The 21,799-nt window shown below is 63.3% G+C and carries 19 protein-coding genes; 14 read left to right on the top strand and 5 right to left on the bottom strand.

From position 1 onward, the window contains the following. The first annotated feature begins 132 nt into the window (after window positions 1-132). The 4 genes from BN2476_RS06315 (at window position 133) to BN2476_RS06300 (ending at window position 5,369) form a co-directional block, all read left to right on the top strand. Entirely contained in the window at window positions 133-1,188 is a 1,056-nt protein-coding gene (locus tag BN2476_RS06315; RefSeq protein WP_087733307.1) for a LacI family DNA-binding transcriptional regulator, read from the top strand. 180 nt (window positions 1,189-1,368) lie between these two features. Next, window positions 1,369-2,325: a substrate-binding domain-containing protein gene (locus BN2476_RS06310; protein WP_087733306.1), complete on the top strand. Its 957-nt coding sequence runs from the start codon at window positions 1,369-1,371 to the stop codon at window positions 2,323-2,325. Window positions 2,326-2,422: 97 nt separating this feature from the next. Then, on the top strand, window positions 2,423-3,997 hold the full coding sequence (locus BN2476_RS06305; protein WP_235850731.1) for a sugar ABC transporter ATP-binding protein: 1,575 nt from the start codon (window positions 2,423-2,425) through the stop codon (window positions 3,995-3,997). Window positions 3,998-4,016: 19 nt separating this feature from the next. After that, window positions 4,017-5,369 carry an ABC transporter permease gene (locus BN2476_RS06300; RefSeq protein ID WP_087733305.1) on the top strand — a complete coding sequence of 451 codons (1,353 nt, stop codon included), beginning with the start codon at window positions 4,017-4,019 and terminating at the stop codon, window positions 5,367-5,369. Window positions 5,370-5,525: 156 nt separating this feature from the next. On the opposite strand, the gene BN2476_RS06295 is transcribed toward BN2476_RS06300, so the two are convergent. Genes BN2476_RS06295 through BN2476_RS06280 form a run of 4 tightly spaced genes read right to left on the bottom strand, consistent with a single transcriptional unit; the run spans window position 5,526 to window position 7,891 of the window. Further along, window positions 5,526-6,059, bottom strand: a complete 534-nt coding sequence (locus BN2476_RS06295; RefSeq protein ID WP_087733304.1) for an RDD family protein — start codon at window positions 6,057-6,059, stop codon at window positions 5,526-5,528. A 52-nt stretch (window positions 6,060-6,111) separates the two neighbouring features. After that, entirely contained in the window at window positions 6,112-6,885 is a 774-nt protein-coding gene (locus tag BN2476_RS06290) for a DUF3106 domain-containing protein (RefSeq protein ID WP_087733303.1), read from the bottom strand. A 17-nt stretch (window positions 6,886-6,902) separates the two neighbouring features. After that, window positions 6,903-7,331 carry a DUF3619 family protein gene (locus BN2476_RS06285; protein ID WP_087733302.1) on the bottom strand — a complete coding sequence of 143 codons (429 nt, stop codon included), beginning with the start codon at window positions 7,329-7,331 and terminating at the stop codon, window positions 6,903-6,905. After that, a complete protein-coding gene (locus tag BN2476_RS06280; protein WP_087733301.1) occupies window positions 7,328-7,891 on the bottom strand; it encodes an RNA polymerase sigma factor in 564 nt (187 codons plus the stop codon). Before BN2476_RS06280 ends, BN2476_RS06285 begins: the two co-directional genes overlap by 4 nt. Before the next feature lie 397 nt (window positions 7,892-8,288). On the opposite strand from BN2476_RS06280, the gene BN2476_RS06275 reads away from it, so the two are divergent. From BN2476_RS06275 to BN2476_RS06250, 6 genes are all read left to right on the top strand, one after another. Continuing rightward, a complete protein-coding gene (locus BN2476_RS06275) occupies window positions 8,289-10,052 on the top strand; it encodes an acetolactate synthase 3 catalytic subunit (protein ID WP_087733300.1) in 1,764 nt (587 codons plus the stop codon). A gap of 120 nt (window positions 10,053-10,172) precedes the next feature. Beyond that, complete coding sequence (gene ilvN / locus BN2476_RS06270; protein ID WP_007588180.1) at window positions 10,173-10,664, top strand: acetolactate synthase small subunit; 492 nt, start codon at window positions 10,173-10,175, stop codon at window positions 10,662-10,664. A gap of 112 nt (window positions 10,665-10,776) precedes the next feature. After that, window positions 10,777-11,793 carry a ketol-acid reductoisomerase gene (gene ilvC / locus BN2476_RS06265; protein ID WP_087733299.1) on the top strand — a complete coding sequence of 339 codons (1,017 nt, stop codon included), beginning with the start codon at window positions 10,777-10,779 and terminating at the stop codon, window positions 11,791-11,793. A gap of 122 nt (window positions 11,794-11,915) precedes the next feature. Beyond that, window positions 11,916-12,554, top strand: coding sequence for a phosphatidylserine decarboxylase (locus BN2476_RS06260; RefSeq protein WP_087733298.1), 639 nt, complete (start codon window positions 11,916-11,918; stop codon window positions 12,552-12,554). A gap of 19 nt (window positions 12,555-12,573) precedes the next feature. Beyond that, window positions 12,574-13,449 carry a CDP-diacylglycerol--serine O-phosphatidyltransferase gene (gene pssA, locus BN2476_RS06255; protein WP_087733297.1) on the top strand — a complete coding sequence of 292 codons (876 nt, stop codon included), beginning with the start codon at window positions 12,574-12,576 and terminating at the stop codon, window positions 13,447-13,449. A gap of 422 nt (window positions 13,450-13,871) precedes the next feature. Then, a complete protein-coding gene (locus BN2476_RS06250) occupies window positions 13,872-15,422 on the top strand; it encodes a 2-isopropylmalate synthase (protein WP_087733296.1) in 1,551 nt (516 codons plus the stop codon). A 127-nt stretch (window positions 15,423-15,549) separates the two neighbouring features. On the opposite strand, the gene BN2476_RS06245 is transcribed toward BN2476_RS06250, so the two are convergent. Then, a complete protein-coding gene (locus BN2476_RS06245; RefSeq protein WP_087733295.1) occupies window positions 15,550-16,101 on the bottom strand; it encodes a hypothetical protein in 552 nt (183 codons plus the stop codon). Between the two features lie 225 nt (window positions 16,102-16,326). Between BN2476_RS06245 and BN2476_RS06240 the strand changes: the two genes are divergently transcribed. The 4 genes from BN2476_RS06240 to BN2476_RS06225 all read left to right on the top strand — a co-directional run bounded on the left by BN2476_RS06240 (window position 16,327) and on the right by BN2476_RS06225 (window position 21,697). Then, window positions 16,327-17,619 (top strand): branched-chain amino acid ABC transporter substrate-binding protein, encoded by a 1,293-nt coding sequence (locus tag BN2476_RS06240; protein ID WP_087733294.1) that lies wholly within the window; start codon window positions 16,327-16,329, stop codon window positions 17,617-17,619. A 195-nt stretch (window positions 17,620-17,814) separates the two neighbouring features. After that, on the top strand, window positions 17,815-18,084 hold the full coding sequence (gene rpsO / locus BN2476_RS06235) for a 30S ribosomal protein S15 (protein WP_087733293.1): 270 nt from the start codon (window positions 17,815-17,817) through the stop codon (window positions 18,082-18,084). 328 nt (window positions 18,085-18,412) lie between these two features. Beyond that, the gene (gene pnp / locus BN2476_RS06230; protein WP_087733292.1) at window positions 18,413-20,551 is read left to right on the top strand and encodes a polyribonucleotide nucleotidyltransferase; all 2,139 of its coding nucleotides are present in this window, start codon (window positions 18,413-18,415) and stop codon (window positions 20,549-20,551) included. 129 nt (window positions 20,552-20,680) lie between these two features. Beyond that, the gene (locus BN2476_RS06225) at window positions 20,681-21,697 is read left to right on the top strand and encodes an NAD(P)H-quinone oxidoreductase (protein WP_087733336.1); all 1,017 of its coding nucleotides are present in this window, start codon (window positions 20,681-20,683) and stop codon (window positions 21,695-21,697) included. The last annotated feature ends 102 nt before the right edge of the window (window positions 21,698-21,799 follow it).

The raw sequence follows: 21,799 nt of genomic DNA, 5'->3' as shown, positions 1-21,799 counted from the left end.
GCCCTGGCCGCGAGTGTCTTGTGCTGATGTATGCGATTGCATATCCTCTGAAACGTTTCAATCTCTGCGCACGATCAGAACAAAAGACCAACGGTTCGACGAACCGGACAGCGATAAAGGGGCTGACGAAACATGGGCGTATCCGAGCGGCTTTTGCCGACACTGCGCGACGTGGCCAATGCCGCCGAAGTCTCGGTGGGCACGGCGTCGAAGGTGTTGTCGGGCGTGCCGGGCGTGAGCGAAGCGCGCGCGCAGCGCGTGTGGGACGCGGCGCGCCGGCTCGGCTATCGCCGCAACGGCATCGCCGCCGACTTGCGGCGCGGCAGGCCAAGTTCGATCGGCTTCGTGCTGCCCGACCTCACCAACCAGTTCTTCGTCGACATTGCGCGCGCGCTGGAGAACCGCGCGCTCGAGCACGGCTACCGCCTGATCATGGCGCACGCCGACGAAGACCCCGAGCGCGAAATGGAGCGCATCCGCTTCGTGATGTCGCGCCAGGTGGCGGGCATGATCATCATTCCGTGCCGCGGCTACGAACACGCGATCGAAGAAGTGCGCGAGTGCAACGTGCCGCTCGTGATGGCCGACCGCGTCGACGATTCCTTTCCCGCCGATACCGTGACGACGGACAGCCACGCGGCGTCGTTCGACGGCACCGAGCATCTGATCGCGCTCGGCCACAAGCGCATCGCGTTTCTCGTCAACACGCTCGAACTCGTGAACTCGCGCGAGCGCGCGGACGGCTATATCGACGCGATGAAGCGCGCTGGGCTCGACGCTCATATACGCGTCGTCGAATGCGGAATGACGGCGGCGGAGATCCATGCATCGACGCTCGAAGTGCTGTCGAATGCCGTGCGCCCGACGGCGCTCTTCGCGGGCGGCAACGTGACGACGCTCGGCGCGTTGCGCGCGATCCGCGATGCCGATCTGCGCCTGCCCGAGGACATCTCGCTGCTGTCGTTCGACGACGCGCCCTGGATGTCGGTGCTGCGTCCGTATCTGAGCTCGATCCGTCAGCCGGTCGAGGCGATCGGCCATGCGATCTGGCAGCTGATGCTCAAGCTGCTGAACGGCGAGCGCAATGCGCCTGTGCATCTGAGCTTCAAGGCCGAACTGCTGGTGCGCGAAAGCACGGCGCCCGTGCCCGTCGAGCAGTCGGAATTCGAGGAGACCAGAAGTAATTAAAACGTTTCAATCGCGGTAGAGCAGGCCAAAACAGTAACAGCAGCAGTAACAGCAGCAGGGCAGCGGAGCAGGAGAAGCACAAACCGCGCATCACGCAATGCGCAATGACAGCAACTACCTTGCATGGGACCAGTGCAAGGCGCGAAAGCGCCGGACTCTGGATCGACAGGAGACACAAAGATGAACCGCAATCGCCGTCTGATTACTGGCGCGCTCGTATCGGCGCCTTTCGCCGGGCTGATGATCAAAGCCGGCTATGTGCACGCGCAGGGCAAGAAGTACCGCTTCGGCTTTTCGCAGGTGACGACCGTCGAGCCGTGGCGCGTCCAGTTCAACAAGGACATGAAGGCCGAGGCCGCCAAGCATCCGAACGTCGAGCTCGTCATTGCCGATGCGAACGACCGCACCGACAAGCAGAACGCCGACATGGAGAACTTCATCGCGCAGAAGATGGATGTGATCTTCATCTCGCCGAAGGAGTCGGCGGGGCTCACGGGCGTCGTCGAGAAGGCGTTCAAGGCGGGCATCCCCGTGTTCGTGCTCGACCGCGAGGTGAACGGCGACCAGTACACGCAGTTCGTCGGCGGCGACAACGTGCTGATCGGCAAGGGCGCCGGCGAGTTCATCGTCAAGACGCAAGGCGGCGCGGGCAAGGCGAAAGGCAACATCGTCGAGGTGTGGGGCGGCTTCGGCACGCAGGCTTCGCATGACCGGCACGACGGCATGATGTCGTTCGTCGGCAAGGAGTCGGGGCTGAAGATCGTCGGGCAGCGCGTCGACTGCGACTGGAAGCAGGACAAGGCCTACGATTACATGAAGACGGTGCTGCGCGTGAATCCGCAGGTCGACCTCGTGTTCGCGCACAACGATCCGATGGCGTATGGCGCGTATCTCGCCGCGAAGGACGCAGGGGTCGAGAAGAAGATCAAGTTCGTCGGCGCGGACGGGCTGCCGAACGAAGGCGCCGTATGGGTCGAAAAGGGCATTCTCACGGCCACGTTCGTCTATCCGACGCCGGGCGGCGAAGCGCTTCGCCAGGCGCTGAAGATGCTCGGCGGCGAAAAGGTCCCGAAGAAGGTGATCATGCCGACGCAAGGCATCTTCGCCGACAACGCCAAGCAGTTCGTCGCGAGCTGAGCCGGCGCACACGAGTCGACGTGAAGCGCGCGCAACGGTCGCCACGAACGTTGCGCGTGCTTCATACCACTTCACACCACCCACGAAGATGCAGCGGATGGAATTCATGACGCCGACGGCAACCAGTCTCGATCCACCTGTCGCGCAGCAGCGCGCTCCAGCGAGCGCGACGCCGCTTGTCGCCGCGACGCGCATCTCGATCGCGTTCAACGGCAGTCCCGCGCTCACCGACGTCGATTTCGACATCATGGCGGGCGAAGTGCATGCGCTCGTCGGCGAGAACGGCGCGGGCAAGTCGAGCCTGATGAAGATACTGGGCGGCCTGTATCTGCCCGATGCTGGCTCTATCGATGTAGCCGGTGTGCGCACCGATTTTAGAACCACGGCCGATGCGATGGATGCCGGAATCGCGATCATCCACCAGGAGCTGAATCTGGTGGATAGCCTCTCCGTCGTCGACAACCTCTTTCTCGGCAAGGAAATCACGACGCGCTTCGGCTTTCCCGATCATCGCGCGATGCGGGCCAAAGCGCGCGACGTGCTCGCGCAACTGCAATTCAGGCCGTCGCCGGATGCGCTCGTCGGCGCGTTGCGGATCGGCGAAAAGCAGTTGATCGAGATCGCGAAGGCACTGCTCGCCGACGCGCGCGTGCTCATCATGGACGAGCCGACCTCCGCGCTCTCCGACACCGAAACGCATGCGCTCGCCGTGCTCGTGCGCGCGTTGCGGGAGCGCGGCATGGGCATCGTGCTGATCAGCCATCGCCTGCACGAAGTGTTCGATCTCGCCGACCGCGTGACCGTGCTGCGCGACGGCCGCCATATCGCGACGCTGCCGATGAGCCGCGTCGAATCGGCGGAACAGCTGGTGTCGATGATGATCGGCAAGAACTTCGTCGCGCCGCATCGCGAGTCCGGCGAAGTGCGCGCGGCTGCCGACACGATGGTTGCCGTGCGCGATCTCACGCTCTCTGGCGAGCATCGGCCCGTCGTCGACGGCGTGTCGTTCGAGGTGCGGCGCGGCGAGGTGTTCGGTTTGTCGGGCCTGCTCGGCGCGGGCAAGACGGAGATACTCGAAACGCTGTATGGCGTGTCCCCGTATCGCATATCGGGTGCAATCGCGATCGGTGCCGGCAAGCGTGTGTTCAGAACGCCGGCGGAAGCCGTGGAGGCGGGCGTTGCGTTCGTCACCGAGGATCGCAAGAAGGACGGGCTGGTCGTCGATCAGTCGGTCGAGGCGAACTTCATGCTGCCGAGTCTCGCGCATATCGAAGGCTTTCCGTTCTATCGGCCTCGCGCGGTCGCGCGATGCGTGGCCGCGCAGGCGAAAGCGTCGAACGTGAAGCACGGCGGCGCGTCGGAGCCCGTCGCGACGCTCTCGGGCGGCAATCAGCAGAAGCTCATCATCGGCAAGTGGCTGATGACGCAGCCCGCGATTCTGCTGCTCGACGAGCCGACGCGCGGCGTCGACGTGGCCGCGAAGGCCGAAATCTATAGCCAGATCCTGCAGGCGGCGCGCAGCGGACTGACGGTGGTGGTCGCGAGTTCGGAGATCGACGAACTGATGCTGATGTGCGACCGCATCCTCGTGCTCTGCGAAGGGCGCGCGCGAGGCGTGCTCGAACGCGAAGCGTTTTCCGCCGATGAACTCGTGAAGCTGGCATCGCCCTGATGCCGATGGAGCCCCGAACATGCTGAAGACCAATGAACATCCGATGAACGCAGTGTCCGACACGCGGCAGCAGCGTCTGCGCGCGTGGCTGACGAACGTGAAGTACTACCTCGGGCTGATCGTGCTGCTCGCGCTCGGCGCGCTGACTTCGCCGCATGCCGCGGACGGCAGCAATATCTTTCTGTCGTCGGCGAATTTCTCCGATGTGTTTCGGCAGGTGGCGAACGTCGGCGTGATGTCGGTCGGCATGACGCTCGTGATCATCACGGCGGGCATCGATCTGTCCGTCGGCTCGGTGATGGGCTTTGGCAGTGTGCTCACCGCGATCCTGCTCACCACGCCCGGCAGCAACGCGGCTTCGTGGACGTCGCTCGCACTCGATGCCGCGAGCGTGTTCGCCGTCGTCTATATGGCGGGCGGCATGTTCGTGCGGCGCATGCGTGCGGGATTGCATGCGGGCGGCGCGCATGCAGGCGCTCATGCTGGCGTTCATGTAGGCGGACCGCGAGGCGAGCGGCATCGCGCCGTTCGCGCGGGTGTCGCCGCGCTCGTCGCGTTGATCGCGTGCGGCTACGCGTGGCATCAGTTGCCGCAGAAGGTGTCGCTGCTGACCGTGCTCTGGATGGTGCCGCTCGCGGGCCTCGCGATCGGCGCGCTCAATGGCTTCATGATCACGCGCGGACGCATGCAGCCGTTCATCGTGACGCTCGCGGCGATGGTCGGCGTGATGGGCGTCGCGCGGCTCGTCGCAGGACAGGATACGGCCGTTTATTCGATCTACAGCGGCAGCAACGCGACCACCGACATCGAAAATCTGCGCGCGCTGCTGTTCGGTATCGTGCCCGTGCCCGCGCTCTTTTTCATCGTGATCGCGCTGATCGCGGACTTCGTGCTCAATCGCACGGTGTTCGGCAAGTACCTGTATGCGATCGGCGGCAACGAGAAGTGCGCGCGCATCTCGGGGCTCAAGGTCGATCGCCACAAGATCGCCGCGTATGCGATTTCTGGCATGCTCGCGGCGCTGGTGGGCGTGCTGTACGCGGCGCAGTACCGGCAAGGGAAGGCGGATGCGGGCGTCGGCTGGGAACTCGATGCGATCGCGGCCGTGGTGATCGGCGGAACGAGCCTGATGGGCGGCGTCGGACGGATCGCGGGGACGGTGGCGGGTGTGCTGATCTTCGGCTTTCTCGGCAACATCCTGCTGCTCAACAACATCGACAGCAATACGCAGCTGGTGCTGAAGGGGCTCATCATCGTCGTCGCGGTGTTCCTGCAGCAGACGCGGCTGAATCCGCAAACGATGCTCGCGCGCCTGCGCGGCCGGCGCGTGGTCATGAATGCGCCGGGGCGCGAGGAGAAGGCGCGGCCGTGAGTGTTGGCGGCAGCGCTTGCATGTGCGCGCGCCTGGGCGGTGTGCATCGAAGTGAGAAGGCGCGGTCGTGGACGCCGCGCGCGTGAGGCGAGCGTAAGCGTGCGCTAAAGCAGGAGGGTGGGCAGCGGCGAAGACCTTTGATCGCAGCCCAACGCGTCAGCGCGACAATGAAACGATCTGCGTGCCGGCCAGGCGGTCGTGCAGGAACTGCCGGCTCGCGCCGAGCCGGCCTATGGCCGCGTACAGGACGAACCACACGGCGGCCACGATCAACGTTTGCGGCACGGCGAGCCCGAGCAGCGGATGCAGCGCGAGCGGCGGCATGAACCACAGCCACGCGAACACATAGCGGAGAACGGCGCGCGGCACCGACAGGCGCTCGCCATCCCTCGCGCAGACGACGCGCAGCCGCCACGTCTTCATCGGCAATGTCTGTCCGCCGTGCGTCCAGAACCAGACGAAATACACGCCGACCACCAGAGCGACCCACGCCGCGAGCCAGTTGTGATGCACGAGCCCGTTGCGCTGCTGCGTGAGCGTGCTGAACAGATAACCCGCGAAGAACACCACGCCGAACAGCAGCACGCCTTCGTACATCAGCGTCGCAAGACGCCTGCGCACGGTGGGCGCGGCGACTTCGGGGGAGTCGGGCTTGGGCGGCAGGGCTGCGGAGTCGACGGAAGTGGACACGGGCGGGGCCTCGGTTGCCGTTGAAGAGCCCGCGGCGCGGGCTCGCGGGAGATTATGAGCCGTTGAAGATCGACGGCGCGTCGGAAGGCGAGACGGGCGTCGGCGACGCCGGAACGAAGCTGCTGCCGGCGGCGGGAACGGCAGGCGCGCCCGGCGCGGGCGCCATGCCCCCCGCCGCGCCCGCCGATGCACCCGCTGCCGGCGGCAGGGGCACGCTCGCGAGCTTGTCCTTGCCGTTGACGAGACGGTTGATGTCCTTGATCTCGGACTTGCCGGAAGGCGGCGCGCTGACGACAGTGGGGCGCCGCTTGTGCTCGCTCGCGGCGAGCTTCTGCTTCTGTTCTTCGGAGAGTTGCTGATACGCCTTCCACGCGTTCTGACGCGCCTCGCGCGGCAGTTCCTTCGACACCTGGTAGTTCTCGCGCGCGACACGCCGCTGCTCGGGTGTCATGCGCACCCATTCCGTCATCCGCTCGTGGAGCCGCTTTTGCGCTTCGGGTGTCATCTTCGGGTAGCGCGACGCGATTTTCAGCCACTTGCGTTTGCGTTCTTCGCTGAAGCCGTCCCACTGCGACGCGAAAGGCGCGAGTGCCACGTGCTCGGAACTGGTCAGCTTCGCCCACGCAAGCGGGCTGCTCGACGTCGGCAGAGCAGGCAGTTCGACGGTCAGCGCGGGGGCGGCCGCTGGCTTCGCGGGCGCGCCGGCGGCGGCGGGCGCCGCGGCCGGCGTGGGTGTCGGATAGAAGCGCGGAAAGGTGGCGGCGAATGACACTAGGGCTGCGATCACGCATCCGGACACAACGGCGAGGCCGCGCTTGTAACTCACCCGTCAAATCTCCGCGGTCAGTGGTTGCGCGTCAGATACGCGTTGAACCCGTGGTCGAGATAGGCATTGAGCGGCAGGTCGTCGCTCAGCATGGCGGCGTCGATATCGGCGAGTTCGGCCGTGCGCTGGTGGTCTTCCCACCACGCGATGCCCGCGAGGCCGACGACGAGCGCAAGCAGCGGCCACGCGAGCGCGAGCTTGCGCAGGCGCGGCAGGCGGCGCGACGCTTCCGGTTGCGGCATGCCCGCCAGCGTGCCGGCGCCGACGAAGACAGGCACGAAGGCGGGCGCATGCACGGCTTCGGGCTTCTTGCGGGCGAGCGCGGCATGGCGCGCGGCGGCGAGCCGGTCGGTAGTGGCGGTCGGAATGCGGGCAGCGTTTTCGTCGAGCGCACGGCGAAGCTGCCGCGCAAACTCGATTTCTTTTATTTCGAGAGCGGAGCTCATAGCGTGATTCCTTTGGCCTTGAGCGCATGCGCCAGCGTGTGCGTGGCTCGCGAGCAGTGGGTTTTGACACTGCCTTCCGAGCAGCCCATCGCGGCAGCAGTCTCAGCGACATCCATATCTTCCCAGTAACGCATCAGAAACGCTTCCCGTTGACGTGCCGGTAATTTTTGGATCTCGTCGTCGATCAACTGCAGCACCTGCTCGCGCTCGAGCTGCTGCTCGCCGCTTTCCGCGCCCGTTGCGCCGTCCTGGCTTTCGAACGTCTCCAGCGGGTCGAAGTCCTCGTCTTCGGCATTGCCTAACGACGAGAACAGCGTCACCCAGGTGTTGCGCACCTTTTGCCGACGGAAATAGTCGTGCATCGCATTCTGGAGAATACGCTGAAATAAAAGTGGCAGTTCGGCGGCAGGGCGGTCGCCGTATTTTTCGGCGAGCTTGATCATCGCGTCCTGCACGATGTCGAGCGACGCGTCATCGTCCCGCACGGCGTAGACCGTCTGCTTGAACGCGCGCCTTTCGACGCCCGCCAGAAAATCGGCGAGTTCCTTGTCTGATGCCATCCGTTGGGGGTCGGCGCAGCGAGTGTGCGCGGAATCGGTCGAAAAATGTCGTAAAACTCGCGGATGCTAACAAACTTTCGCGCGAATCGGGAAAAAACGCGGCAACCGTGCGGCTTGCATCCAGCCTTCGGTCGAGCTTTATCCATCCTTCATGAGCTTGGGCAAAGCGGTCAGAAGTGGACGACGGAAGGGCAGTCGCCGTCAATCATGGAAATATTTGCTTGACCATTGGACGCATCGTAGATATTGTCTACGGTTCGCAACATAAGTGACTTGTCTCATTTGAGTCGAGCCCAAGAAGCTCGCCTGTCAAACTGGACGCGCCGCTTGAACCCGAGCCACAAGCCCGGCAGAGAGCACCCGATCAATTTTTTGCCGAAAATTCGAAAGGTGAACGATGAATATGCCCAGCGCGGAATTCTCCACGTCGGATACCACACCCCCTCACGAAGCTGACTCGATCGGCGCCACCGTGCTCATGAAGGCACTGGCCGACGAAGACGTCGAGTTTGTCTGGGGCTATCCCGGCGGCTCGGTACTCTACATCTACGACGAGCTGTACAAGCAGGACAAGTTCCAGCACATCCTCGTGCGCCACGAGCAGGCCGCGGTTCATGCCGCCGACGCCTACTCGCGCTCGACCGGCAAGGTCGGCGTGTGCCTCGTGACCTCCGGCCCCGGCGTCACCAATGCGGTGACGGGCATCGCGACGGCCTATATGGACTCGATCCCGATGGTGATCATCAGCGGCCAGGTGCCGACTGCCGCGATCGGCCAGGATGCGTTTCAGGAGTGCGATACGGTCGGCATCACGCGTCCGTGCGTGAAGCACAACTTCCTCGTGAAGGACGTGCGCGATCTCGCCGCCACCGTCAAGAAAGCTTTCTATATCGCCCGTACCGGCCGGCCCGGCCCCGTGCTGATCGACATTCCGAAGGACGTGTCGAAGGCGCCTTGCCAGTACGAGCCGCTGAAGAGCGTATCGCTGCGCTCGTACAACCCCGTCACGAAGGGCCACTCGGGCCAGATCCGCAAGGCCGTCGCGCTCTTGCTGTCCGCGAAGCGCCCATACATCTACACGGGCGGCGGCATCATTCTCGCGGACGCGTCGCGTGAGCTGAACCAGTTCGCCGATCTGCTCGGCTATCCCGTCACGAACACGCTGATGGGTCTCGGCGGCTATCGCGCCTCGGACAAGAAATTCCTCGGCATGCTCGGCATGCACGGCACATACGAAGCCAACATGGCGATGCAGCACTGCGACGTGCTGATCGCGATCGGCGCGCGCTTCGACGACCGCGTGATCGGCGATCCCGCTCACTTCGCGTCGCGTCCGCGCAAGATCATTCACATCGACATCGATCCGTCGTCGATTTCGAAGCGCGTGAAGGTCGACATTCCGATCGTCGGCGACGTGAAGGAAGTGCTGAAGGAGCTGATCGAGCAGTTGCAGACGGCCGAGCATGGCCCGGACACGGAAGCGCTCGCCGCGTGGTGGAAGGACATCGAAGGCTGGCGCTCGAAAGACTGCCTGAAGTACGACCGCGCAAGCGAAATCATCAAGCCGCAGTACGTGGTCGAAAAGCTGTGGGAGCTGACGGACGGCAACGCGTTCGTGTGCTCGGACGTGGGCCAGCATCAGATGTGGGCCGCGCAGTTCTACCGCTTCAACAAGCCGCGCCGCTGGATCAACTCGGGTGGCCTCGGCACAATGGGCTTCGGCCTGCCGGCGGCGATGGGCGTCAAGATGGCGCATCCGGACGACGACGTCGTCTGCATCACGGGCGAAGGCTCGATCCAGATGTGCATCCAGGAGCTGTCAACCTGCAAGCAGTACGACACGCCCGTCAAGATCGTTTCGCTCAACAACCGCTATCTGGGCATGGTGCGCCAGTGGCAGCAGATCGAATACAGCAAGCGCTATTCGCATTCGTACATGGATGCGCTGCCCGATTTCGTGAAGCTCGCCGAAGCGTACGGGCACGTCGGCATGCGCATCGAAAAGACCGCGGATGTCGAGCCGGCGCTGAAGGAAGCGCTGCGCCTGAAAGATCGCACGGTGTTTCTCGACTTCCAGACCGATCCGACCGAAAACGTCTGGCCGATGGTTCAGGCCGGCAAGGGCATCACGGAGATGCTCCTCGGGTCGGAAGATCTATAACGAGCGCGTTTGTGCGCCGGCTTCGTCATGCGCGTCTTCACAAAAGGCGGGAGCGGATGGAGCGGCGGCAAATCGCATAAGGGCGCGCATCGCCTGCATCGACATCTGGAAGAAGCGAACATGAGACACATCATTTCCGTCCTGCTGGAAAACGAACCGGGCGCGCTGTCGCGCGTTGTCGGCCTGTTCTCCGCACGCGGCTACAACATCGAAACCTTGACGGTGGCACCGACGGAAGACCGCTCGCTGTCGCGCATGACCATCGTCTCCATTGGCTCGGACGACGTGATCGAACAGATCACGAAGCATCTGAACCGCCTGATCGAGGTGGTGAAAGTGGTCGACCTGACCGAGGGCGCCCACATCGAGCGCGAGCTGATGCTGATCAAGGTAAGGGCGGTCGGCAAGGAACGTGAGGAGATGAAGCGTATGTCGGATATTTTCCGCGGCCGCATCATCGACGTCACCGAGAAGACCTACACGATCGAGCTGACGGGCGCGAGCGAGAAGCTCGACGCGTTCATCGAAGGGCTCGACGCCACCGCGATTCTCGAAACGGTCCGCACGGGCGGTTCGGGCATCGGACGCGGCGAGCGTATCCTGAAGGTTTGATGACGAGCCACAAAAGCCGGTTCGATCCGGGCCTGGCGTCGCGTCATCCGCCGGGCCCAGGCAGCACACACACGCAGCTTTGAATTTTTCTGAATTTCGCCAAGGAACAGACATGAAAGTTTTCTACGACAAGGACGCCGACCTCTCCCTCATCAAAGGCAAGCAGGTCACCATCATCGGCTATGGCTCGCAAGGCCATGCTCACGCGCTGAACCTGAAGGAAAGCGGCGTGAACGTCACGGTGGGTCTGCGCAAGGGCGGCGCATCGTGGAGCAAGGCTGAGAACGCTGGCCTCGCGGTGAAGGAAGTGGCGGAAGCCGTGAAGGGCGCGGACGTCGTGATGATGCTGCTGCCCGACGAGCAGATCGCCGAGGTGTACGCGAAGGAAGTCGCCGCGAACATCAAGCAGGGCGCGGCGCTCGCGTTCGCGCACGGTTTCAACGTGCACTACGGCCAGGTGATCCCGCGCGCGGATCTCGACGTCATCATGATCGCGCCGAAGGCGCCGGGTCACACGGTGCGCAACACGTACCAGAACGGCGGCGGCGTGCCGCACCTGATCGCGGTCGCGCAGGACAAGTCGGGCGCGGCGCGCGACATCGCGCTGTCGTACGCAGCGGCGAACGGCGGCGGCCGTGCCGGCATCATCGAAACGAACTTCCGCGAAGAGACGGAAACCGACCTGTTCGGCGAGCAGGCCGTGCTGTGCGGCGGTACTGTCGACCTGATCAAGGCCGGCTTCGAAACGCTGGTCGAAGCGGGCTATGCGCCGGAAATGGCGTACTTCGAGTGCCTGCACGAACTGAAGCTGATCGTCGACCTGATCTACGAAGGCGGCATCGCGAACATGAACTACTCGATCTCGAACAACGCCGAGTACGGTGAGTACGTGACGGGTCCGCGCATCATCACGGCTGAAACGAAGAAGGTGATGAAGGAAGTCCTGAAGGATATCCAGACGGGCGAGTACGCGAAGAGCTTCATCATCGAAAACCGCGCCGGCGCGCCGACGCTGCAGTCGCGTCGCCGCATCACGGCCGAGCACCAGATCGAGCAGGTCGGTTCGAAGCTGCGCGCGATGATGCCGTGGATCGCGAAGAACAAGCTGGTCGATCAGTCGAAGAACTAATCTGCCTGTTTTTCGCACTCCGGCGCACGAAATGCGCCGGAAGCATCAAAAAGCCGTCCAGGTGTGCTGAACCCTGGACGGCTTTTGCTATCCTACGGTTTTCCAAAAGACTGAACCCACTTATGAATTACCCCCATCCGATCATCGCGCGCGAAGGCTGGCCGTTCATCGCCGTCGCGGTCGTCGTTGCGTTGTTGATCCACTTCGTCGCAGGGTTCGGCATTGCCTGGATTTTCTGGCTGTTGGTCATCTTCATCGTGCAGTTTTTCCGCGATCCTGCCCGTCCCATTCCGACCCAGGCGAACGCGGTGCTGTGCCCGGCCGATGGCCGCATCGTCGCCGTCGAAACCGCGCATGATCCGTATGCAAACCGCGAAGCGCTGAAGATCAGCGTGTTCATGAACGTGTTCAACGTGCACTCGCAGCGCTCGCCCGTCGATGGCGCGATCTCGAAGGTCGAGTACTTTCCGGGCGCGTATCTGAATGCGGCTGTCGACAAGGCGTCGACGGAAAACGAACGTAACGCGATTGTCATCGAAACCGCGAGCGGCGCGACCGTGACCTCCGTGCAGATCGCCGGTCTGATCGCGCGGCGCATTCTTTGCTACGTGAGAGCGGGCGAGCCGCTGACGCGCGGTCAGCGCTATGGCTTCATCCGCTTCGGTTCGCGCGTCGACGTGTATTTGCCCATGGGCAGCCGTCCGCGTGTGTCGATCGGCGAGAAGGTGTCGGCGTCGTCCACGATTCTGGCTGAGCTATAAGCGGCACAGGGAGGGTTCGATGGCCGCATTCAAATCGCGTCGTCCTCGCAGCAGCGGTACGCCGCAGCCGCGTCCGTTCCGGCGCAACAAGCCGCCTGTCGTCGCGGAATCAGCCGTGATCGACAGCCGGCGCGCCGCGCGCCAGCAATTCCTGCGCAAGCGCGGCATCTATCTGCTGCCGAACGCGTTCACGACGGCCGCGCTCTTTTGCGGCTTCTTCGCTGTCGTGCAGGCAATGAACGTACGCTTCGAAGTCGCGGCGATCGCGATTTTCGTCGCGATGGTGCTCGACGGCATGGACGGCCGCGTCGCGCGCATGACGCATACCCAGAGCGCATTTGGCGAGCAGTTCGACAGCCTGTCGGACATGGTGTCGTTCGGCGTCGCGCCGGCGCTCGTGATGTACGAGTGGATTCTCAAGGATCTCGGCCGCTGGGGCTGGCTTGCGGCGTTCGTCTACTGCTCGGGCGCGGCGCTGCGTCTCGCGCGCTTCAACACGAACATCGGCGTCGTCGACAAGCGCTTCTTCCAGGGCATGCCGAGCCCGGCAGCAGCCGCGCTGATCGCGGGCTTCGTGTGGCTAGCCACCGACAACCGCGTGCCGCTCAAGCTCGTGTGGCTGCCGTGGGTCGCGTTCGCGCTGACCATCTACGCGGGCGTCACGATGGTGTCGAACGCGCCGTTCTACAGCGGCAAGGCGCTCGACGTGCGCCATCGCGTGCCTTTCGCGGCGATCCTGCTGGTGGTGGTCGCGTTCGTGCTGGTATCGTCGGACCCGCCGTTGATGCTGTTCGGCCTCTTCGTGCTGTACGGTTTTTCCGGGTACGTGTTCTGGGCGTACCGCGCGATGCGCGGAATGGGCAATCCGGCACGCTCGTCGCAGCGTCCGAACTGACGGCGCTCACGCGCGGCGCAGTGAAATGGAAACGGAACGGCAGCCTTCGGGCTGCCGTTTTTTCTTGTCGGTTCGTGGCCGCTGATTCGTCTGCCCGTTTGTATCGCCGGTTCACCTCGCGACGTGAACGGGATTGTGGCGATCGCCGGGCATGGCAAATCCTATGGCCGCCCTGGTTAGCCTCAATTGCGCGTTTTCGGGATTGCCGCTATAGTCGCTGGCATGGCACTTTTCAAGTTCCCCTTCCTGTCTCTTCAAGCCGGCAAGCTACTAAGCTCGCTAGCTCTAGCGCGCCTGCCGCGCTGATCGTTTTCGCCCTCCGTTTGCCTCGTTCGTTGTTTAGCGTCGCCTGCGGTGGTGGCGCAAACACTCGAATTCCGTTTTCCTGATTCAAACCAACCGAATCCCCCTGGAGACCTGAGATGGCAGACAAGCTCATCATTTTCGACACGACGTTGCGCGACGGCGAGCAATCGCCCGGTGCGTCGATGACGAAGGAAGAAAAAATCCGCATCGCGAAGCAACTGGAACGGATGAAAGTCGACGTCATCGAAGCGGGCTTCGCCGCCAGCTCGAACGGCGATTTCGACGCGATCCACACGATCGCCGGCATGATCAAGGACAGCACGGTCTGCTCGCTCGCGCGCGCGAACGACAAGGACATCCAGCGTGCCGCCGACGCGCTCAAGCCCGCCGATCACTTCCGCATCCACACGTTCATCGCGACGTCCGCGCTGCACATGGAGAAGAAGCTGCGCATGTCGCCCGAGCAGGTGCTCGAACAGGCGAAGCTGGCCGTGCGCTTCGCGCGCAAGTTCACGAACGACGTCGAGTTCTCGCCGGAAGACGGCAGCCGCTCGGACATGGACTTCCTGTGCCGCGTGCTCGAAGCCGTGATCGCGGAAGGCGCAACGACGATCAACATCGCGGATACCGTTGGCTATGGCGTGCCGGAGCTGTACGGCAATCTCGTGAAGACGCTGCGCGAGCGCATTCCGAATTCGGATAAGGCGATCTTTTCGGTGCACTGTCACAACGACCTCGGCATGGCCGTGGCGAACTCGCTCGCGGGCGTGCAGATCGGCGGCGCGCGTCAGGTGGAGTGCACGGTCAACGGTCTCGGCGAGCGCGCGGGCAACACGTCGCTCGAAGAAATCGTGATGGCTGTGAAGACCCGCAAGGACTACTTCGGCCTCGATCTCGGCATCGACACGACGCAGATCGTGCCGGCGTCGAAGCTCGTGTCGCAGATCACGGGTTTCGTGGTGCAGCCGAACAAGGCCGTGGTCGGCGCGAACGCATTTGCGCACGCGTCGGGCATCCATCAGGACGGCGTGCTGAAGGCGCGCGACACCTACGAAATCATGCGCGCCGAAGACGTGGGCTGGACGGCGAACAAGATCGTGCTTGGCAAGCTGTCGGGGCGCAACGCGTTCAAGCAGCGTCTGCAGGAACTCGGCATCACGCTCGACAGCGAAAGCGAACTGAACCTCGCGTTCCAGCGCTTCAAGGAACTGGCGGACCGCAAGGCAGAAATCTTCGACGAGGACATCATCGCGATCGTCGCGGAAGAGTCGGCGGAAGCGCAGGAGAAGGAGCATTACAAGTTCGTGTCGCTGTCGCAGCATTCGGAAACGGGCGAGCGGCCGCATGCGCGCATCGTGTTCTCGGTTGCAGGCAAGGAAGTGGTCGGCGAGGCGAACGGCAACGGTCCCGTCGACGCGACGCTGAACGCGATCGAAACCGAAGTGGGCAGCGGCTCGGAACTGCTGCTGTACTCCGTCAACGCGATCACGACGGGCACGCAGGCGCAAGGCGAAGTGACCGTGCGTCTGTCGAAGGCGGGGCGCATCGTGAACGGCGTGGGTACGGACCCGGATATCGTCGCTGCATCGGCGAAGGCGTATATCTCGGCGCTCAACCGTTTGTACGCGGGCCAGGACAAGCTGAATCCGCAGCGCGCGGAAATCTGACCGCGCGTTCGTTGCGATAGATCGCATCGAAAAACCCCGCTGCGGCGGGGTTTTTTATTGGCTCCGTTCCATGAAAAAGCCGCCTCGAAGGGCGGCTTTTCGTTGTTGGCTCGGAGAGGAGGTGGCTTCAGAAGAAGTTGCGCCGATCCGGATCGTGCAGCGGATCGGGTGTCTTCTGCGTCAGGCGCAGGATGCCCTGGTTGTCGAAATAGAAGCTGTACATCATGTACCAGACGTTGTCTTCCTGATAGCGATACGTCCACACCTCGCGCTTCATCAGCGGGAAATAGTTCGTTTCGACGGGGCGCCCGAAGTTGACCAGCACGTCGTCGCGCGTCCATTTGCCGATTTCCGCGCGATAGAACTCGTTCGGCTGCAGCACCTGCCGCACGTTCACGATCTTGCCGGACGCGTCGACGTCGGCGGCCGTCGTCGTTTCGCCCATCGGCTGTGTCGGCCACATCAGGCGCTTGCCGCCGTTCGGCAGATCGTAGACTTCGCGCGGCGGTCCGAGGCGCGCGACGATCGTCGACGCGTCCGCGCCTTCCTGATAGTTCTGCCAGGGCTGCGCGCACCCGGCAAGCGTGACGACACCCGCGCAAACGAGAACGGTCAGCGCGCCGCGCGCCGTACGCAAGCCTGGCATCGTCGGCGCGACGGATGAAAGGCGGTTGAACATGACACCTCCGATGGCGTTCGATGGTTGATTGTTATTGTGCTGTCGACAGGAGTTGACGCTCTCGCGGTTCTCCCGTCCCATGCAAGTTCATTGCGAACAGATATTTTGACACGCGTCGGGCCAAAAGATTTTCGGGCCTTGCGTTCGGCGAGACGCGTATTCGCTTGCTCGTGGGCGACGCGCCGTCCTATGATCCGCGCTTCGATCGACAGATGAGACGCGCCGATGAAAACAAAATCGACCAGGGCGGCAGTGGCAGCGATGACGCTTGCCGTGGCCGCGATCACAGCGTTGCCGGCGGCAAACGTGCATGCGCAGAACGTGCCGCCGGGAGCGCCGATCCGCATCGCGATGATCGAAGGCATGTCCGGTCCGTTTGCGAACGCGGGCGCGGCCGTCGAGCGCAATTTGCGTTTTGGAGTCGAGACGGTCAACGCGCGCGGCGGCGTGAAGCTCGCGGACGGCGCGCATCCTCTCGAACTCGTCGTGCTCGACAGCAAGGGCAGCGCGGAAGAGGCGCTCGTGCAATTGCGCGCGGCCGCCGACAGGCACATCGGCTTCATCGCGCAAGGCAACAGCTCGGCCGTGGCCGCCGCGCTTCTGTCCGCGATCGACAAGCAGAACACGCGCGAGCCGGACAATCGCGAACTGTTCCTCAACTATTCGGCCGATGATCCGGCGCTCACCAACGCGAACTGCAGCTTCTGGCACTTTCGCTTCGACGCGCACGCAGGCATGCGGATGGACGCGCTCGCCGATGTGATCCAGCGCGACAAGTCGGTGAAGAAGGTCTATCTGCTGAATCAGGATTACAGCTTCGGCCATGACGTGAGCACGCTGGCGCGCGCGGCGCTTGCATCGAAGCGGCCGGATGTCGCCGTGGTCGGCGACGAGTTTCATCCCATCGGCCGCGTGAAGGATTTCGCGCCGTACATCGCGAAAATCCGCGGGAGCGGCGCCGACGCCGTGATCACGGGCAACTGGGGCAACGATCTGACGCTGCTCGTCAAGGCGGCGCGCGAGCAGGGCGTCGACACGAAGTTCTACACGTTCTATGGCAACAGCCTCGGCGCGCCGGCCGCGCTCGGCGATGCGGGCGTGAAGCGCGTCATCGCCGTCGCCGACTGGCACCCGAACGCGGGCGGCGCGGCATCGGATGCGTGGTACGCGTCGTTTCGCCAGCGTTTCCCGGCTGCGCAGGACGACTACCCGGTGCTGCGCATGCCGCTGATGATCGAAATGTTGGCCGCGGCGATGAGCCGCGCCGGCAGCGCTCAGCCCGACAAGGTCGCGAAGATGCTGGAAGGCATGAAGTACGACAACGGCTTTCACGCGTCGTGGATGCGCGCCGACGATCATCAGCTGATCCAGCCCCTTTACGTGATGGAGATGGACAAGGCCGGCACGCCGGGCGTCCATTTCGACAACGAGGGCTCGCATTACGGCTTCCGGACCGTGCTGGCGCTGCCGCCCGAGCGCACCGTTCCGGTTACGACGTGCCGGATGAAGCGGCCCTGAACGAGTCCGCGTGAGCCCGTGTGGATGAGCCCAAAACCGACCGCAAAACGGCGCTCGGACCCGCCGGAAGCACAGCCCTAAACGGCGGGCTTCGCCGGATGATCCGGCTGTGATACAATACGCGACTCGTTTTGATGTAACCCCACGGCACGGCCTTTCTTCCGTGACCGCCTGTTTGATTCAAAGGAAATCAACATGTCCGTAGCTGAAATCAAGAAATCCGACGTCGTCGCGCAATTCGCACGTGGCACAAACGACACCGGCTCCCCCGAAGTTCAAGTCGCGCTGCTCACGACGCGCATCAACGAACTGACGGTTCACTTCAAGGCCCATACGAAGGATCACCACAGCCGCCGCGGTCTGCTGCGCATGGTGAGCCGTCGTCGCAAGCTGCTCGACTACCTGAAGGGCAAGGACGCTGACCGTTACCGCGCTCTGATCGAGAAGCTGGGCCTGCGTAAGTAATCGGACGCATCGGACTTTCTGTCAGCAAGATGCCTGTGTCAGTTCCGCTGATACAGGCATTTTGTTTTTCGACGGTACGCTTCGTGTGAGGTTTACCATCGAATCACCCGTCTGGCGCGCTGGTTGCGTCGCGGGCAAAACGAAACAAAACCGGGCTTCAGGGTAGGGCGCTGTGTCATTCCAGCGGTTCGCGTGCAAGTGGAGGCGTCCACGCGATTCTCTGGAATGGCATAACACTCCTCTACCCGAAAGGCTTCGGTCCTGACGGTGCCGCGCGGCCACAGTTCAACGGGGTTGCGCGGCATGACTAAAAGATCAAGGAGGACAAATGTCTATGTTTAACAAGGTCGTCAAAGAGTTCAAGTGGGGCCAGCACACGGTTCGCATGGAAACGGGTGAGATTGCCCGCCAGGCGGGCGGTGCCGTGCTCGTCGACATCGAAGATACCGTCGTGCTGGCGACCGTCGTCGGCGCGAAGACGGCGAAGCCGGGCCAGGACTTCTTCCCGCTGACCGTCGACTACATCGAAAAGACCTACTCGGCAGGCAAGATTCCGGGCGGCTTCTTCCGCCGCGAAGGCCGTCCGTCGGAAGGCGAAACGCTGATTTCGCGCCTGATCGACCGGCCGCTGCGCCCGCTGTTCCCGGAAGGCTTCTACAACGAAGTGCAGGTCGTCGTGCACGTGATGTCGATCAACCCGGAAGTCCCGGCCGACATCCCCGCGCTGATCGGCGCGTCGGCTGCGCTCGCCGTGTCGGGCCTGCCGTTCAACGGTCCCGTCGGTGCTGCGCGCGTCGCGTACGTCAACAACGAGTACGTGCTGAACCCGACCCGCACGCAAAGCAAGGAATCGCGCCTCGACCTCGTCGTCGCCGGTACGGAGCGCGCGGTGTTGATGGTCGAATCGGAAGCGGATCAACTGCCGGAAGACGTGATGCTGGGCGCGGTCGTGTTCGGTCACGAGCAGATGCAAACGGCCATCGACGCGATCCACGAACTCGTTCGTGAAGGCGGCAAACCTGAGTGGGACTGGCAGCCGGCGCCGAAGAACGAAGTGCTGATCTCGCGCGTCAACGAAATCGCCTATGCCGATCTGGCTGCGGCTTACCAGACGCGCGACAAGCAGGCTCGCTCGACTCGCCTGAAGGAAATCTACGCAGCGACGCAGGCAAAGCTGGAAGAAGAAGCGGCAGCGGCGGGCACCGTGGCAGCCGACAAGGCAGCCGTCGGCAACGTGCTGTTCGACATCGAAGCGAAGATCGTCCGTTCGCAGATCCTGAACGGCGAGCCGCGTATCGACGGCCGCGATACCCGCACCGTTCGCCCGATCGAAATCCGCACGGGTGTTCTGCCGCGTACGCACGGTTCGGCGCTCTTCACGCGTGGCGAGACGCAGGCGCTTGTCGTCGCGACGCTCGGCACGAAGGGCGATGAGCAGATCATTGACGCGCTCGAAGGGGAGTACCGCGATCGCTTCATGCTCCACTACAACATGCCGCCGTTCGCGACTGGCGAAACGGGCCGCGTCGGCTCGCCGAAGCGCCGTGAAATCGGCCACGGCCGTCTCGCGAAGCGCGCGCTGGTCGCATGCCTGCCGACCGCGGACGAGTTCGGCTACTCGATCCGCGTCGTGTCGGAGATTACCGAGTCGAACGGATCGTCGTCGATGGCATCGGTGTGCGGCGGCTGCCTCGCGCTGATGGACGCCGGCGTGCCGATGAAGGCACACGTCGCGGGCATCGCGATGGGCCTGATCCTCGAAGGCAACAAGTTTGCTGTGCTGACGGACATTCTCGGCGACGAAGATCACCTCGGCGACATGGACTTCAAGGTGGCGGGCACGGCTGACGGCGTGACGGCACTGCAGATGGACATCAAGATCCAGGGCATCACGAAGGAAATCATGCAGGTCGCGCTCGCGCAGGCGAAGGAAGGCCGCATGCATATCCTCGGCAAGATGACGGCGGCCGTCTCGGGTGCGAACACGCAACTGTCCGAATTCGCGCCGCGCATGATCACCATCAAGATCAATCCGGAAAAGATCCGCGACGTGATCGGCAAGGGCGGTTCGGTGATCCGTGCCCTGACGGAAGAAACGGGCACGACGATCGATATTTCGGACGACGGCGTCGTCACGATCGCGAGCACGAGCAGCGAAGGCATGGCCGAAGCGAAGAAGCGCATCGAGAACATCACGGCTGAAGTCGAAGTGGGCCAGATCTACGAAGGCACGGTGCTCAAGCTGCTGGACTTCGGCGCGATTGTGAACCTGCTGCCGGGCAAGGACGGTCTGCTGCACATCTCCGAAATCGCCAACGAGCGCATCAAGGACATCAACGACTACCTGAAGGAAGGCCAGCAAGTGAAGGTCAAGGTCATCCAGACGGACGAGAAGGGTCGTGTGCGTCTGTCGGCGAAGGCACTCCTGAACGAAGCGGCACAGACGGAACCGACGCCGCAGCAGTAATGCAGTGAAAAGCAGGACGGCCGGTAGCGCAAAAGCGCGCCGGCCGTTTTTCATGTAGGGTGGATTGCAGTGCGAACCGGTTTTTCGTGGCCGATTTGCAGCGCTATCCAGACCTTGGGAGAGACGACGATGAACGCAATCGAAATCACCGAATTCGGTGCGCCGGAAGTCTTGAAGCTCGCCGAGCGGCCGATGCCTGAGCCGAAAGCGGGCGAAGTGCTGATCAAAGTGTCCGCGTCCGGCGTGAATCGTCCGGACGTGTTTCAGCGCAAGGGCGGCTATGCGCCGCCGCCTGGCGCGTCGGATCTGCCGGGGCTGGAAGTGGCGGGCGAAATCGTCGGCGGAAATATCGACGAGAAGCGCAATCCGTTCGGTCTGAAGATCGGCGATCGCGTGTGCGCGCTGATGGCGGGCGGCGGCTACGCGGAATACGCGACCGTGCCGCTGTTGCAGTGCCTGCCCGTGCCGAAGGGGTTTTCCGATGTCGAAGCGGCGGCTTTGCCCGAGACCTTCTTCACTGTCTGGAGCAATGTTTTTGACCGTGCGTTGCTCGGCAAAGGCGAGGGCGGCGAGAACGAGACGTTCCTCGTGCAGGGCGGTTCGAGCGGTATCGGCGTGACGGCAATCCAGATCGCGCATGCACTCGGCTATCGCGTGTTCGCAACGGCCGGCACGGACGAAAAATGCCGTGCGTGCGAGGCGCTTGGCGCGGAACGTGCGATCAACTACAAGACGGAAGATTTCGTCGAAGTGATCAAGTCGCTCACGAATGACCGCGGCGTCGACGTGATCCTCGACATGGTGGCGGGCAGCTACGTGCCGCGCGAACTGAAGGCGCTCGCCGACGGCGGCCGTCTCGTGATCATCGCGCTGCTCGGTGGCGCGAAGGCCGAAGTGAATCTGAACGACATTCTGCGCCGTCGACTGACGGTGACGGGTTCGACGCTGCGTCCCCGTCCAGTCGAATTCAAGGCAAAGATCGCGGCGCAACTGAAGGAGCGCGTGTGGCCGCATCTCGAAGACGGCACGATCAAGCCGGTGATCTACAAGGTGTTCCCGGCTGCGCAGGCGGCGCAGGCGCACGAGCTGATGGAAAGCAGCCTGCACGTCGGCAAGATCGTGCTGAATTGGGGCGCGGGTGCTTGACAGCGCCCATTTAATTGAGTTTGACCCGGTCTGTCAGCACACAGTAAAATCGTGTGTTTTGCGCGTTCTGCATGAATTTTGCAGGCGGACCGCGGGCACCAG

Origin of the sequence: Paraburkholderia piptadeniae (assembly GCF_900007165.1) — a bacterium.
Taxonomy (GTDB): Bacteria; Pseudomonadota; Gammaproteobacteria; order Burkholderiales; family Burkholderiaceae; genus Paraburkholderia; species Paraburkholderia piptadeniae.
This window is presented reverse-complemented; position numbering and strand designations above follow the sequence as displayed.

Coding starts and splice junctions, on each gene's coding strand:
- BN2476_RS06285 (WP_087733302.1), bottom strand. CDS start 7,331: ATGAGCTCCGCTCTCGAAATAAAAGAAATCGAGTTTGCGCGGCAGCTT.
- BN2476_RS06260 (WP_087733298.1), top strand. CDS start 11,916: ATGAATTACCCCCATCCGATCATCGCGCGCGAAGGCTGGCCGTTCATC.
- BN2476_RS06310 (WP_087733306.1), top strand. CDS start 1,369: ATGAACCGCAATCGCCGTCTGATTACTGGCGCGCTCGTATCGGCGCCT.
- ilvN (WP_007588180.1), top strand. CDS start 10,173: ATGAGACACATCATTTCCGTCCTGCTGGAAAACGAACCGGGCGCGCTG.
- BN2476_RS06250 (WP_087733296.1), top strand. CDS start 13,872: ATGGCAGACAAGCTCATCATTTTCGACACGACGTTGCGCGACGGCGAG.
- BN2476_RS06245 (WP_087733295.1), bottom strand. CDS start 16,101: ATGTTCAACCGCCTTTCATCCGTCGCGCCGACGATGCCAGGCTTGCGT.
- BN2476_RS06280 (WP_087733301.1), bottom strand. CDS start 7,891: ATGGCATCAGACAAGGAACTCGCCGATTTTCTGGCGGGCGTCGAAAGG.
- BN2476_RS06305 (WP_235850731.1), top strand. CDS start 2,423: ATGGAATTCATGACGCCGACGGCAACCAGTCTCGATCCACCTGTCGCG.
- BN2476_RS06240 (WP_087733294.1), top strand. CDS start 16,327: ATGAAAACAAAATCGACCAGGGCGGCAGTGGCAGCGATGACGCTTGCC.
- pssA (WP_087733297.1), top strand. CDS start 12,574: ATGGCCGCATTCAAATCGCGTCGTCCTCGCAGCAGCGGTACGCCGCAG.
- BN2476_RS06300 (WP_087733305.1), top strand. CDS start 4,017: ATGCTGAAGACCAATGAACATCCGATGAACGCAGTGTCCGACACGCGG.
- ilvC (WP_087733299.1), top strand. CDS start 10,777: ATGAAAGTTTTCTACGACAAGGACGCCGACCTCTCCCTCATCAAAGGC.
- BN2476_RS06275 (WP_087733300.1), top strand. CDS start 8,289: ATGAATATGCCCAGCGCGGAATTCTCCACGTCGGATACCACACCCCCT.
- BN2476_RS06315 (WP_087733307.1), top strand. CDS start 133: ATGGGCGTATCCGAGCGGCTTTTGCCGACACTGCGCGACGTGGCCAAT.
- BN2476_RS06225 (WP_087733336.1), top strand. CDS start 20,681: ATGAACGCAATCGAAATCACCGAATTCGGTGCGCCGGAAGTCTTGAAG.
- rpsO (WP_087733293.1), top strand. CDS start 17,815: ATGTCCGTAGCTGAAATCAAGAAATCCGACGTCGTCGCGCAATTCGCA.
- pnp (WP_087733292.1), top strand. CDS start 18,413: ATGTCTATGTTTAACAAGGTCGTCAAAGAGTTCAAGTGGGGCCAGCAC.